The sequence below is a fragment of the Verrucosispora sp. FIM060022 genome, assembly GCF_003977705.1.
GTDB classification, from domain to species: Bacteria; Actinomycetota; Actinomycetes; order Mycobacteriales; family Micromonosporaceae; genus Micromonospora; species Micromonospora gifhornensis.
Window position 1 is genome coordinate 62202 of record NZ_RQIV01000005.1, and the last position, 12627, is coordinate 74828.

10 protein-coding genes are annotated in these 12627 nt (G+C 71.1%); 6 read left to right on the forward strand and 4 right to left on the reverse strand.

All coding sequences use genetic code 11. The annotated features are described in order from the left end of the window. Window positions 1-9: 9 nt before the first annotated feature. From EG812_RS15615 to EG812_RS15630, 4 genes are all read right to left on the reverse strand, one after another. Window positions 10-540, reverse strand: coding sequence for a winged helix-turn-helix transcriptional regulator (locus tag EG812_RS15615; protein WP_126711950.1), 531 nt, complete (start codon window positions 538-540; stop codon window positions 10-12). 52 nt (window positions 541-592) lie between these two features. After that, a complete protein-coding gene (locus EG812_RS15620) occupies window positions 593-2014 on the reverse strand; it encodes an MFS transporter (protein WP_126711951.1) in 1422 nt (473 codons plus the stop codon). Between the two features lie 707 nt (window positions 2015-2721). After that, on the reverse strand, window positions 2722-3465 hold the full coding sequence (locus tag EG812_RS15625) for a helix-turn-helix domain-containing protein (RefSeq protein WP_043720630.1): 744 nt from the start codon (window positions 3463-3465) through the stop codon (window positions 2722-2724). A 464-nt stretch (window positions 3466-3929) separates the two neighbouring features. Then, entirely contained in the window at window positions 3930-4736 is an 807-nt protein-coding gene (locus tag EG812_RS15630; protein ID WP_126711952.1) for a TIGR03084 family metal-binding protein, read from the reverse strand. 447 nt (window positions 4737-5183) lie between these two features. Between EG812_RS15630 and EG812_RS15635 the strand changes: the two genes are divergently transcribed. The 6 genes from EG812_RS15635 (at window position 5184) to EG812_RS15660 (ending at window position 12305) form a co-directional block, all read left to right on the forward strand. Beyond that, entirely contained in the window at window positions 5184-6131 is a 948-nt protein-coding gene (locus EG812_RS15635) for a DUF1702 family protein (RefSeq protein WP_013733439.1), read from the forward strand. Window positions 6132-6171: 40 nt separating this feature from the next. After that, window positions 6172-7686: a polyketide synthase dehydratase domain-containing protein gene (locus EG812_RS15640; RefSeq protein WP_126711953.1), complete on the forward strand. Its 1515-nt coding sequence runs from the start codon at window positions 6172-6174 to the stop codon at window positions 7684-7686. A 328-nt stretch (window positions 7687-8014) separates the two neighbouring features. Next, window positions 8015-8545: a DUF5987 family protein gene (locus tag EG812_RS15645; RefSeq protein WP_013733441.1), complete on the forward strand. Its 531-nt coding sequence runs from the start codon at window positions 8015-8017 to the stop codon at window positions 8543-8545. Beyond that, on the forward strand, window positions 8542-10197 hold the full coding sequence (locus EG812_RS15650; RefSeq protein ID WP_126711954.1) for an FAD-dependent oxidoreductase: 1656 nt from the start codon (window positions 8542-8544) through the stop codon (window positions 10195-10197). Before EG812_RS15645 ends, EG812_RS15650 begins: the two co-directional genes overlap by 4 nt. Further along, the gene (locus EG812_RS15655) at window positions 10194-11252 is read left to right on the forward strand and encodes a carboxymuconolactone decarboxylase family protein (protein WP_199743880.1); all 1059 of its coding nucleotides are present in this window, start codon (window positions 10194-10196) and stop codon (window positions 11250-11252) included. The genes EG812_RS15650 and EG812_RS15655 overlap by 4 nt, the downstream gene beginning before the upstream one ends. A 57-nt stretch (window positions 11253-11309) precedes the next feature. Continuing rightward, window positions 11310-12305 carry a DUF1702 family protein gene (locus EG812_RS15660; protein ID WP_013733444.1) on the forward strand — a complete coding sequence of 332 codons (996 nt, stop codon included), beginning with the start codon at window positions 11310-11312 and terminating at the stop codon, window positions 12303-12305. Window positions 12306-12627: the final 322 nt, after the last annotated feature.

Consider the following 12627-nt stretch of genomic DNA (forward strand, 5'->3'; position numbering starts at 1 on the left):
GCCCTCCGGTCAGCGGACGCCGGGAAGGGTGGCCGCGAGAACCGCCGATGGCCGCCCGTCCACCGAGGGCTGCGGGTCGTGGGTCTCGACGGCAGAACGTACGACCGGACGAGACACCATCTCGCTGGTCGGGATCGACTCGTCGCAGGACGGGCAGTGCACCACCAGTTCGACCGGGTGTTCGCAGCGGGCGTGCACCAGGGCCCGGTTGGGCGGGGGCTGGTCGGTGGGGCAGTTCTTCTCCCCCCACCGCATCAACGCGGCCAGTACGGGCGCCAGTTCACGGCCGCGCTCGGTGAGGCGGTACTCGTGACGTACCGGCCGCTCGCGGTAGGGGACGCGTTCGAGAACACCGGCCTCGACCAGTGTGGTGAGTCGTTGAGCGAGCACGTTGCGGGCTATGCCGAGACTGTCGAGCAGGGACTCGAAGCGGCAGTCACCCACCATCGCGTTGCGGACGATGAGCAGCGTCCACCGCTCACCGACGACCTCCAGAGCCCGTGCGATGGAGCAGTCCTGACCGTACCTGCGGAGAGCCATCAGGCCATCGTAGAGGCGATCGGCTCGCTCCGGTCGGGTGGAAATCTCACCCCTACGTTCCCTGGCTGGGCACCGGCGTACGCTGCTGGCCCATCAGCAGCAACGCCGCCACCAGACCGATCGCGGCGAGTCCGGCGGTCACCGTGAACGCCATCGGCAGGGCGGCGCCCATCGGCACCGGCAGCTCGGCCTGGTTCGCGACGAGCACGGCCGACACGGCGGCCAGCCCGAGTGCCCCGCCCAGGCTGAACGAGGCATCGCTGAGGCCCGAGGCTGCCGCGGAATCGGCATCGGAGGCACCGAGGGTCACGGCGATCTGCGCGGCGACGAAGGCGGCACCGGCGCCGACGCCGACCACGGGCAGCACACTGAGGAAGTCGACGGTGTCCAGCGGGCCGTTCACCATGGCCAGCGCCAACAGGCCGGCACCGGCCACGGACATGCCCGTCAACGCGACCAGCCGCAGCCCGTGTCGCACCACCACCACCTGACCGACGTACGAGCCGACGACCGAGGACAGGGTCAGGGCGACCATCAACGCGCCGAACCCGGTGGCGGAGAGCCCCAGCGCTCCCTGTCCGTACAGAGTGACCAGGAGCAGCACCGCGTCGATAAGCGTGCCGGCGGCGAACAGCACCACCAGACCGCCCAACCGGGTGCGGGATCGCAGGAGTCCGGGGCGTACCAGGCGGCGGCCGGTCCGTGCTTCGATGACCAGGAAGAGCAGCAGCAGCACCGCCGCCGCGGCCAACCGCAGGAGGGCCGGGCCGGTCGAGCTTCCGGGAGCGAACGCGGCGACGACCGTCCAGCCGATCAGGGTCAGGGCACCGACCAGGCTGACCCCGCCGGCCACCTCCAGCGGATGCCCGGATCCGCCGCAGCGGTCGGCCGGCAGGATCGGTGCCAGCAGCGCGGCGACGATCCCCACCGGCACGTTGACGAGGAACACCCACCGCCACCCGACGGTGTCGGTGAGCAGCCCACCGAGCAGGAGCCCGGTGGTGCCACCGAAGGCGCCGATCAGCGTCCAGAGGCCGAGCGCGCGGACCCGGGCCGGACCGGGACCGAGAGCGATGGCGAGCAGCGGCAGCGCGGTTGTCGCGATCAGCGCCGCACCGATGCCCTGCAGGACGCGGGCGCCGATGAGCACCTCACCGGCCCAGGCCACCGCCGACAGCATCGAGGCGGCGGTCATCAGCGCCAGTCCGATGGTGAACAGCCGGCGTCGGCCGAAGAGTTCGGCCAGCCGGCTGCTGAGCAGCAGGACGCCGCCGAAGCTGATCAGGAAGGCGGACATGAGCCACTGCACGGTCGCCGTGGAGAGGTCCAGTGCCCGTTGGATGCTCGGGATCGCGGCGTAGACGATGGTGCTGTCCGCTGCCACCACCAGGAACGACGCGCCGAGCGCGCCGATCGCCAGCCATTGCCGTGCGCCGAGACGGGCTGTCGACGCTCCGCTGAAGTTCTCCACCATCCAGCCCCTTGGTTCCCCCGTGTCGCGGACGCTTGTTGCCTCTGGCGCGTGTCGGGACGTGCCGTCGACAGTTAACGACCGCGGTGGCCACGGATAAGACGGACCCGGGTGCGAACCGGGTTGTGTCTCGGTGGCCCGGGCGCCGCGCGTGACGGGACCACCCTCAGCCACGTCGGTCCGGTTTTGAAACTTACGTGGGTCAATGAAGATAGCAGCAGTGCGTCCGCAGCACGAGCCTGTGTTTCCTGAGTTCCCCGAGCTGTGTCACGCCTGTCGATCGGTCAGGTCTCGCGATGGGCGGCACGGTGCGCACCGGCTGCTGTTCGGGGCGATCTGGACGCCGTTCATGCGGCGGGCCGGCGCTATTCCTTCGCCTGGGACGGTCGCGACTTCTCCGTACGTGTCATGTGCGGCGGGACCGAGCACCCGTCGGCGCTTTCCCGTGGCGGGCGGCCGGCATCGACCGGCCCACCGGGTGGATCCGGCGGGCCGGGCGGGTGTGATGTCGCGAGTGACCGCGCCGGTCCTGGTGCCGGCGGGTGGGTCGACACCGGACCGGTGGCGGGTCTGGTCCGTGTGTCGGAGAGCGTCTCCGCGTCCCGGTGTACGCCGCGACGGTGCGGTGCCGACGGGGGCGGGTGCGGAAGTCGACAGTGAGAGGTGGACGGTGGTGGTGGACCGGTGGGGGGTGCTCCCGAAGCGCGGGCTCAGGGCAGGGGAAGGGCGAGCAGGATCGGTGGGTCGAGCGGGGTCATTCGGCGCAGGTGCAGATCGGCCTCCATGGCACCGGGCCGACGGCTGATGGTCATCGGCCCGTGTACGCCGATCAGAGCGTCGTCGTCGCTCCAGTTGGCCTGCCAGTAGTCCTGGCGACCCCGCAGGCGGGAACAGGCAAGGACGTACCACTGCCCGGGTGGTGGACTGTCCAACCGGTACGGTCCGGGCTTCTCCAGCACGGTGCACCGCACCGGACGCCCGAGCGGAACCGGGTCGCGGAAGAGCCCGATGAAGGTCAGCCGGTCCTCGGACTCTTCGGACTCGGGTGCGTGGACCATGCCCTGGATCGCCGGGATCGGCGGTTGGGCGACGGCCCGGTTGTCGACGGGGACCTGTGGTGTCACTCCGCGCAGCCTGCGGTAGGTGCTCGGCGAGACCCCCACACTGCTGCTGAAGCGGGAGCTGAAGGTGCCCACGCTCGCGTAGCCGACCTCGTGGGTGATCTCGGTGATGCTCATGGAGGTGGACAGCAGCAACTGTTTAGCGCGGTGCAGCCGCATGACCATCAGGAAGCGGCCGGGGGAGATGCCGGTGGTGCGCTGGAAGATTCGGGTGAAGTGGAACTTGCTGAACATGGCTGTTCGGGCCATGCCGTCCACGGTGTGTTGCTCCGCTAGGTCCTCCCGGATGGCTTCGATTACCCGACCGACGGCTCGCTGGATACTGTCTTCCATCGCATCCCCCAATCCGATGGCTGCGCTTGTGGCGACGTTTTGTGTGGCTGTGGCGTGGCGACGTCAGATGTCGGCGTGTGGCGATACGCCGTTCCGCGCGTGCTGGTTCTGTTAACCCAGTTTTTATTTGCGAGGAAAAACATTTGACTGTTGACGGAGGGAAGTTACGCGGTGACGCAGGGTTATGCTATCCGGGCTCAGCGTCGTAATCAACAGCGAATCATGCAGGTCAATTCAAGTTTTACGCCGACACTGGTCAGGCCGGAAAAAACGGACGCTTGCCTCGTATGTGGCGACAGCAGCAATTGGTGCTGCGGTGCCATGGAATGATCATCCAGTTTGTCGGAAGCCCACCCGGCGGAACGTTGGTAAATGGGACGATCCACCGTTCCGGCGGGCGGGCGGAACTGTGCGAGACAGATATCCGACGTCCTTTCACGTGGTATGTGCTTGACCTGACCGGGTCAGGCCTGATCGGTCTGGGAGAACTGCCCCGGCCGCCGGCCGGGCCCGGCCGGCCCCCGGTACGCCTGGGCGATGTCGAGCCAGTGCTCGGCGTCGCTGCCGACGGCCCGGACCGCCAGGTCGTCCCGGTGCCGCCGGCGCGTGACGAGCAGGCAGAAGTCTTCGGCCGGGCCGGTGATCCGCTGGTTGGCGTCGGCTGGCCCGAACGCCCAGAGCGCGCCGGACGGGGCGGTGATCTCGAATCGGAACTGGACGTCGGGCGCCGTCAGGCCCCGAGCCAGATAGCCGAAGTCCCAGGTCCGGACGGCGAACCCGACCAGGTGACCGAGGCGGTCGGTGTAGGTCGGGCGTACCCCGAGCGCGTCCAGGACGTCCCGGCCGTGTGCGAAGACCTCCATCATGCCGGCCGCGGCGAGCACCGGCGCCGGCAGCGGTCGGACCAGCCACGGCACCATCTGACCGGGCGGGACCGCAGCGAGTGCCTTCTCCGCGGTGGCCCGCTCGGACCGCCACCGGGACAGCAGGACCGCCGGTGGTTCGACGACGAAGTCGGCCATGGCGGCCGCCACGTTGGCGTCGAAGTCGTCGCTGAGCCGGGAGGTCATCTGCTGGAAGGCGGCTGGTTGCGCGGCGGCAAGTCCGGCGAGTCGGAAGGTGGCGGCCAGATGGGCGATCTGGTGTCGGACCGCCCAGCCGTGTGCCGGGGTGCCGGTCTCCCACTGCTCGTCGCTCAGCTTGGCCACGACGGCGTCGAGAGCCTCACTCTCCGCGGTGAGGTCGGCGATCACGTCCGGTGCCTGTGTCACGTCGATACCCTCTTCCTGAAATGGTTGGTCGGCGGCGGCGTTCCGCCGGGGCCCGGCGAATTGCGGTTCTTACCGATTGGTAGGCATCATTGCCTCTGGGTGGATATAGTAATTTTCGGTGGAAGCGTCTGCGCGTGGAGAAAATTCTCTGACGTGCGACGACGCGTCCTGGGTGTGATCACGTCGAATAGACTTTCCGAGTGTGCCCCAGTCGGCGACCGTATTCCTTCTTTGTTCGTGCTTTCAGCCGGTTGGCCCGCGGCGTCAATTGCGTTCGGGTGGCCGTCGTCCCGCCGGCCAGCCAGGGAGCGCCTTCCGTGATCGTTCTGTCACTCAGAGCAACTATGAAGTAGGCGCAGGTCAACCCGTACCCATAGCCTCGGTTCGTCTGGAGACACCGGACGAGGACCCGGACCCGATCGCGTCCGTCTTCCCTGGGGAGAGCTCATGGCAGGCCTGTGGCGTACCCTCCGCGCGCAGCTGATGACGCCGGACATTGCCGAAACGACGATGAGCCGACGTGGATTCCACGTCAAGGACGAGCCGGCCCGCCAGCGGCTGGAATCCGTCGGTGCCAGCTTCCTCACCGGTTTCCGGGCTGCCGTTGAGGCCCGCGAGGAGTCGGACATCGGTCGACTCGACCTGATCGAGCGACAGTTCCGTGGCTTCGCCTACGAAGGGGCCGCCATGGGCTACGCCGTGCTGGACGGGGTGGCCGGTGGCAACCGCACCACCCGGTTCCTGACCGGCGCCGGCGCGCCCCACATCTACATGGCCTACGTGGGGATCGGCTGGGCGTTCGCCAAGGTCCCCCGCTGGCGCTGGCGGGCGCTGGCCGCGCCGGACCCGTTGCTGCGCTGGCTCGTCCTCGACGGCCTGGGCTTCTACCGTGCCTACTTCGAGACCGACCGGTACGTCCGCCAGCAGACGGTCGCTCCGGTGGCGTGGCCGCCGGACCTGCCGGGCGACTACCCCCGGCGCGCGCTCGACCAGGGCATCGGCCGGGCCAGTTGGTTCGTCGCCGGAGCCGATCCCGATGTCGCCGCGGACATCATCGGTCGCTTCGACGCCGACCGGCACGCCGATCTGTGGAGCGGCATGGGCCTGGCGGCCACCTACGCCGGCGGCGCCGACCCCGACGACCTGAAGAAGCTCGCCGTCCACGCCGGCCGGTACCGTCCGCAGCTCGCCCAGGGCGCCACCTTCGGCGCGCAGGCACGACTGCGGGCCGGACTGGTCACCGAGCACACGCCCCTGGCCACCGAGGTGTTCTGCGGGTGCAGCCCGGAGGAGGCGGCGGCGGTCACCGACCGGGCCCGCGAGAACCTCCCGCCCGACGGTGCCGAACCGGCCTACGAGGTGTGGCGGCAGCGGATCCAGGCGCAGTTCGCCTGAGTCGGCGACGCTACCGCAGAGAGTGGACACGGTGCAGCGCATGGCGACAACAGCGGACGGGATGACCCAGCCCTTGGCGTTCGCCGCGCGCTTCACCCGCGCGGTGCTCGTCCACGACCCCGGTCGGCTGCTGGTCACCACCACCACGCTCAGCCCCGGCGAGACGCCCGGCCTCGACGAGCCGAGAGACCCCAGCGCTCCGCTGCTGCCGGCCGCGCACGTGCTGGAGGCGCTCGCGCAGGGGTGGGCCGCGCTCACCGGCCACCGGGGTCCGCCGGTGTTCGAGGCGGTCGAGTTCGGTGCGCCGCTCGTCGTCGGCGAGGACGTCGTCAGGCTGCGACTGACCGCCGCGGCCGAGCCGGTGGCCAACGCCGTCGTGGTCACGTTGCGCGGTGAGCACCGAGGCCGTCAGGTGACCTACGCCCACGCCCGGCTGCGGCACCCGGGCGCCGGCCGGTCGGCCGTTCCCGCTTCCGCCGTACCGTCGGCCGCCGGCCTGCCGGTGCCCACCGCGCTGCCGGTGCCGCCGGTGCGGGTCGGTGGCCTCGCGCCGTACCGGCCGCCCCGCGCCTTCTTCATCGAGGCGGGAGCCTCGGGTCGCCGGCTGCGCTACCGCGAGATCACCGCGTCGGGCTGCGTGCTGGAGCTGACCGCGGGCGATGCGGTGGGATCGCTCGCCGCCGTCGCCGGCCCGTTGGTGCTCGGCGACCCCGGTGTGCGGGACGCCTTCCTGCGCGCCCTGCACCCCTGGGCACCCGACACGGTGCTGCAACCGCTGGGCGTCGACCGGATCTGGCTGGCCGGGGCCGGCCCCTACGAACACGTGACGCTGCGCGCCACCCGTCGGGTCGAGGACGACGACGTGCACCGGTTCGACCTGGAGACGCTGGCCGGCGGGCGGATCGTGGAACGGTGGACCGGGCTGCGCCTGCGACCGCTGCCGGTACGCCGGGCCACCGGTCCGTGGCCGGCGCAGGTGCTCGGACCGTACCTGCGCCGCAGGCTCGCCGCCCTGACCGCCCACGACGTGGCCGCCGTGCTGGAGCCGGGCCTGCGCCGGGGGTGGCGGCGGCAGCACACCGCGCTGGCCGTGTCCCGGCTGCTCGGTGACGGTACGACGGTGCGCTACCGCCGCGACGGTCGCCCCGAGGTCGGCGGCGGGTGGTGGATCTCGGCCGCGCACGGCGCCGGCCACACCCTCGCGGTGGCGGCCCGTACGCCGGTCGGCTGCGACCTGGAAACCGTCGTCGAGCGTACGCCCGTCGAGTGGCGTCAACTGCTCGGCGCGCACCACGCCCTGGCCGAACTGATCGTCGCCGAGACCGGCGAATCGCCGCACCGGGCGGGCACCCGGGTCTGGTCGGCGCTGGAGTCGCTGCACAAGGTCGGCGTCACCGCGTTCACCCCGCTGACCTACGACCGGGACACCTCGGACGGCTGGCTGCTGTTCAGCGCCGGCGGCTGGCGGGTGTCCACCTGCGCCACCGGGCTGCGCGGCGGGCCGGACGAGCTGGTGGTGGCGGTGGCCGCCCGCCACCAGCCGACCTCCGGCTGACCCGGCGGGGATTCCCGGCTGTCACGGCTGGTCACCTGACATCGGCCGCCGGGACCGGCGGGCGCATTTGTGCGCCCGTGCCATTCCCATCGCCCGAAGGTCCTAAATGGATACGGACAGCATGACGCGAGATGCCGACCCGCCGCTCGCCGTACACCATTGGTGTACGCCAGGCTGGATGAATGTAGCGGAGGGCGTCAGGCGCCTTCAGTTGTGACTTGAATTGCCCTCCGTAGCCGATTCGGGCCCTGCGTTTCCTGTCAGTTCGAGTTGAGCGTCAGAGGTGATGCCCGTGCCCCCGGCAATCGAAACCAACCAGGGACGAACAATGGTGCTGGAGGCGTACGCCGATACGATTCTGCCGGGCGAGAAGCGCTGGCCGGGCGATCGTGCCGTGGCCGGCGTCTCGTCCGACGGCGGCGCGGTCGCCGCCGGAGCGTTGCTGGCGCTGCGCTCTCCCGAGGGCGGCCTGGCTCCGGCGCTGGACGCGCTGGCCGACGGGCTCGACGAGCACGCCGAGGAGTACGCCGCCGAGACCGGCATCGAGCTGGACCCGGAGGTGCCGGCGTTCGTCTCGCTCGACTTCCCCGACCGGGTCCGGCTGGTGCAGCGCCTGACCGACCCCACGCACCCGGAACGGGAGGCGTGGATCAGTCTCGCCATGTTCAGCGTCATCGCCTTCGACGCCGCCGCACACTCCCACACCGTGGAGGCGCTCGACGCCGGCCACGTCGGACTGAAGATCATCGGCTTCCGCCAGCCCGACTCCGACGGGCTGTGGCGGTTCGACACCTACAGCTACGGCCGGCAACTGGCCCAGCCACACCCCGACACCACGGCCTCCGGGAGCCCTGCATGACGAGTTCCGAGAGCACTGACGTCCTTGTGATCGGTAGCGGCTTCGGCGGCGCGATCACCGCGTACCACCTCGCCGCGGGCGGCGCGCGAGTGGTCGTGCTCGAGCGCGGGCCGTGGCTGACCGGTGAGGAGTTCGAGCACGACTTCAAGTTCGGCTCGTCGTCGACGCGGGTCTTCGACTTCGTCGTCGGCGACGGGATGAGTGTGCTCAGCGGCAACTGCGTGGGCGGCGGTAGCGTCGTCTACTTCGCCGCGATGCCCCGCGCGCCCCGCTTCGTCTTCGACCGCCAGGGCCGCTTCGGGCACCGGATGTGGCCGTCCTCGATTTCCCGTGACACGCTCGACCCCTGGTACGACCGGGTCGCCGAGGCGCTGCCCGTCTCCCAGACGAGCTGGGACACGGTGCCGTTCTCCGGTGGGCTGTTCGGTGCCGCCTGCGACCACGCCGGGCGGACTGCCAACCCGGTGCCGGTGGCGCTGGACCAGGCAAAGTGCACCAACTGCAACTGGATGATGGCCGGTTGCCGGTTCGACGCCAAACGCTCCCTGCTGCTCAACTACCTGCCGGCCGCACTGGCGCACGGCGCGCAGATCCGGCCGCTGCACGAGGTGCAGTACCTCAGCCGTACCGACGACGGTGGCTACCGGGTGCACTACACCGTCCTGGACGACGTCGACTACCGCGTCGAGGTGGGCAGCGGCACGATCGACGCGAAAATCGTCATCATCGCGGCCGGTGCCGGCGCCACGCCGGTGATCCTCCAGCGCTCCGAGCCGACCCTCGGCACCATGCCGCACGCCGTCGGCCGGTACTTCTCCGGCAACGGCGAGCGACTCAACACCGCCATCTTCGACGAGGAGCGCATCCGCGACGTGCTCGGCCTCAGCCGGCCGGACGGGGTGCCGTACGAGGCGTATCAGATCGGCAAGGGTCCCTGCGTGGCCAACTGGGACCGGCTGGACGGCTCCCTGCCCGAGTACGAGCGGTTCTCCCTTGAGCAGCTCTACTTCCCGCCGGGCTTCGGCACCATCCTGGCCCAGGTGCCCGACGCCGTCGGGCCGACCTGGTTCGGCGCGGAGAAGAAGGAACTGCTGCGCACCTGGCAGTCCTGGCTGACCGTCTTCACGATGAGCGAGGACGACAACGAGGGAGAGTTCGGCGCCGTGCCGCCCAGCGGCAACGCCGTACGGCTGTCCCAGCAGATGCTGGCCCGTGGCTCGCTGCGCTACGAGCCGACCGAGAACACGCTGCGCGGTTGGGCGCTGTCCGACGCGGAGGTGCGCGACATCCTCGAACGCGACGGGCTGTCCCGGGTGATGCCGTGGACCAACGACGTGGTGGGGGCCTACACGGTGCATCCGCTGGCCTCCTGCCGCATCGGCGACAACCCGGCCACCTCGGCCCTGGACGACCGCCACGAACTGCGCAACCACCCGGGCATCTTCGTCACCGACGGCTCCGCCGTACCGGCCGGCCTGACCGTGAACCCGGCGATGACCATCGCCGCGCTGGCCGAGCGGGCGGTGCCCGGCATCGTCGCGGCGGCGCGGGCCCGAGGAGTCGATGTCCAGTACGGCGCTCCCGCCCCCGACGGGGCCACGAGCAGCCGCGACGCGGTGCTGCCGTTGGCGCGCAGCGCACTGCGACGGTGAGTGGCCTCTACGCCAGGGTGGCCCGGCGTCCCTCCCGGGGACACGTACGCCGGGTCACCCCGGTGCCCATCGAGCGAGCCGACGGCCTCACCGCCGTCGTGTACGGCCAGGTGGAGCGGGACTTCGGCATGCTCGCCCCGCCGGTGAGCCTGCACTCGCCCGCGCCACCGGTGCTGGCCGCGTGCTGGATCGTGCTGCGCGAGACGCTTGTCGCCGCCGGCCGGGTGGACCGGGCCACCCGGGAGGCGGTGGCCGCCGCCGTCTCCACGGTCAACTCCTGCCCGTACTGCGTGGAGGTGCACTCGGCCACCATGGCGGGGCTGCTGCGCTCCGCCGCCGACCCGGCCGGTGACGACCAGCGGCGCCGGGTGGCCGAGTGGGCCCGCGCGGGCACCGACCGCACCCAGGCCCGCGACCTCGTGCCGCCGGTTCCCGCCGTCGAGGCCGTCGAACTGCTCGGCGTGGCGTTGGTCTTCCACTACCTCAACCGGATGGTGAACGTCTTCCTCGAACCGTCGCCGCTGCCGGCCGCCCTGCCGTCGGCGCTGCGCGGCGGTGTCCGCCGGGTCTTCGGCCAGTTGATGGCCCGCGGCGCCCGCGGCGACCGGCCGCCCGGCACCGCCCGGGACCTGCTGCCGGCCGTCCCACTGGCCCCGGATCTGGCCTGGAGCAGTTGTCACCCCACGCTGGCCGACGCGCTCGCCCGGGGCGGCGCGGCCATCGACGCCGCCGGGCAGCGGTCGGTGCCCACGTCGGTACGCGACCTGGTCACCGCCCGGCTCGACGACTGGGACGGCCGACCGACGGGGATCAGCCGCGCCTGGGTCGGCGAGGCGGTGCGTGATCTGCCCACCGTCGACCAACCGGCGGCACGGCTGGCACTGCTCACCGCCTTCGCCTCCTACCAGGTCGACGACCAGGTGGTGGCCGACGTCCGCGCCGCCGGGGCCGACGACCGGGCGCTTGTCGAGCTGACCGCATGGGCAAGCATGGCCGCCGCCCGCCGGGCGGCCGGCTGGGTCCGGGTCGACCCGGACGCCCCCGCATCCTCGTGACCGCCGCACTGTCGGCGGCCATGCTGTCCGGTACGACTCCGTCGAGGGAGGAACGCGATGTCCACCGTTCTGGGCTCGTTGCGCAGGCTGGCGCTGGCGCCGGCGCTGAGTGAGGTCGGCTTCGCCCGCCGGGGTTTCCCGGGGCCGTCGTCACCGGCCACGGCCCGGCTGGAGGCGATTCCACGGGCCGTGGTCTGCGGCTTCGAGTGGGGGATCGACTGCCGCGGCCTCGAGGAGGTGCAGCAGCGGGTCGAGTTGGTCGACGAGGGCATGCGGGGCTTCGCGTACGAGGGCGTCACGATGGCCTTCACCGTGCTCGACGCGATGGGCAGCGGGCGGCGGCGACGTACCCGTGAGCTGCTGCTCGGCCCGGGTGCGCCGCACCTGTTCCTGGCCTACATCGGCATCGGCTTCGCGATGGCCCGGCTGCCGCGACCGTTGTGGCGCAAGGTGGTGCCGGAGTTGGACCCCGGTCCCTTCCACCCGACGATGACCTGGCTGGCGGTGGACGGGTACGGCTTCGACCTGGCCTACTTCGACGTCGCGAAGTGGGTCGACGAGCAGCGCCGGCCGGCGCCGTACGACTGGCAGGGGCACCGGGACTACTTCGGTCGCGCGGTGGACCAGGGCATCGGGCGGGCTCTGTGGTTCATCCACGGTGCCCGCGTGCTCGATGTCGACGCCGCCGTCCGGCGGTTCGCCCCGGAACGTCACGCCGACCTGTTCAGCGGTGTCGGGCTGGCTGCCACCTTCGCCGGTGGGTGCGGTGAAGCGGACCTGGCCACGCTGCGCCGAGAGGCCGGCGAGCACGCCCCCGAGCTGGCGCTGGGCAGCGTGTTCGCGCTGCGCGCGCGAGTGCACGCGGGGTTCGTGCCGCCGCACTCGGCGGTGGCGGCGGCAGCGCTGTCCGGGCTGTCCGTGCCGGCCGCCGTCGCCCTGGCCGACGACACCGCCCCGGCGCCGGACGCCGGCGGATCCGTGCCGCCGTACGAGCGGTGGCGGGCCAACATCCGTCGGCAATTCGAGCAGACGGCGGCCGCCGCAGCCGAGTGATGCCCGACATTTCCACGTCCTTCCACGTCCTTCCCAGTCCTTTTTGGGGACTCAGTTCCGCAGATTGGGAAGCATATCTTTATGTGTCATCAGTTCGATGAGCAGCAATGCTTGGCATTTTTCGAGTAGCCCGGGTTTCTGACCTCCTGTGAGGATCTGCTGACACGCCCTACGAATGGCGGGGCGGCACGAAGAGGGTCCGGACCAGCATCTCGGTCCGGGTCCCGCGTGCCGCCCGTCAATCGGAGAGGGCGCAAGCCACCGGCTATTGCGAGTGGCCGAGCGGCCCGCGGTCCGACCGGCCGGGGCCGGTAGTTCACCG

What these genes read in the sequence shown, in the direction of transcription:
- EG812_RS15625 (WP_043720630.1), bottom strand. Translation starts at nt 3,465, where the DNA reads ATGGAAGACAGTATCCAGCGAGCCGTCGGTCGGGTAATCGAAGCCATC.
- EG812_RS15620 (WP_126711951.1), bottom strand. Translation starts at nt 2,014, where the DNA reads ATGGTGGAGAACTTCAGCGGAGCGTCGACAGCCCGTCTCGGCGCACGG.
- EG812_RS15660 (WP_013733444.1), top strand. Translation starts at nt 11,310, where the DNA reads ATGTCCACCGTTCTGGGCTCGTTGCGCAGGCTGGCGCTGGCGCCGGCG.
- EG812_RS15650 (WP_126711954.1), top strand. Translation starts at nt 8,542, where the DNA reads ATGACGAGTTCCGAGAGCACTGACGTCCTTGTGATCGGTAGCGGCTTC.
- EG812_RS15645 (WP_013733441.1), top strand. Translation starts at nt 8,015, where the DNA reads ATGGTGCTGGAGGCGTACGCCGATACGATTCTGCCGGGCGAGAAGCGC.
- EG812_RS15635 (WP_013733439.1), top strand. Translation starts at nt 5,184, where the DNA reads ATGGCAGGCCTGTGGCGTACCCTCCGCGCGCAGCTGATGACGCCGGAC.
- EG812_RS15615 (WP_126711950.1), bottom strand. Translation starts at nt 540, where the DNA reads ATGGCTCTCCGCAGGTACGGTCAGGACTGCTCCATCGCACGGGCTCTG.
- EG812_RS15640 (WP_126711953.1), top strand. Translation starts at nt 6,172, where the DNA reads ATGGCGACAACAGCGGACGGGATGACCCAGCCCTTGGCGTTCGCCGCG.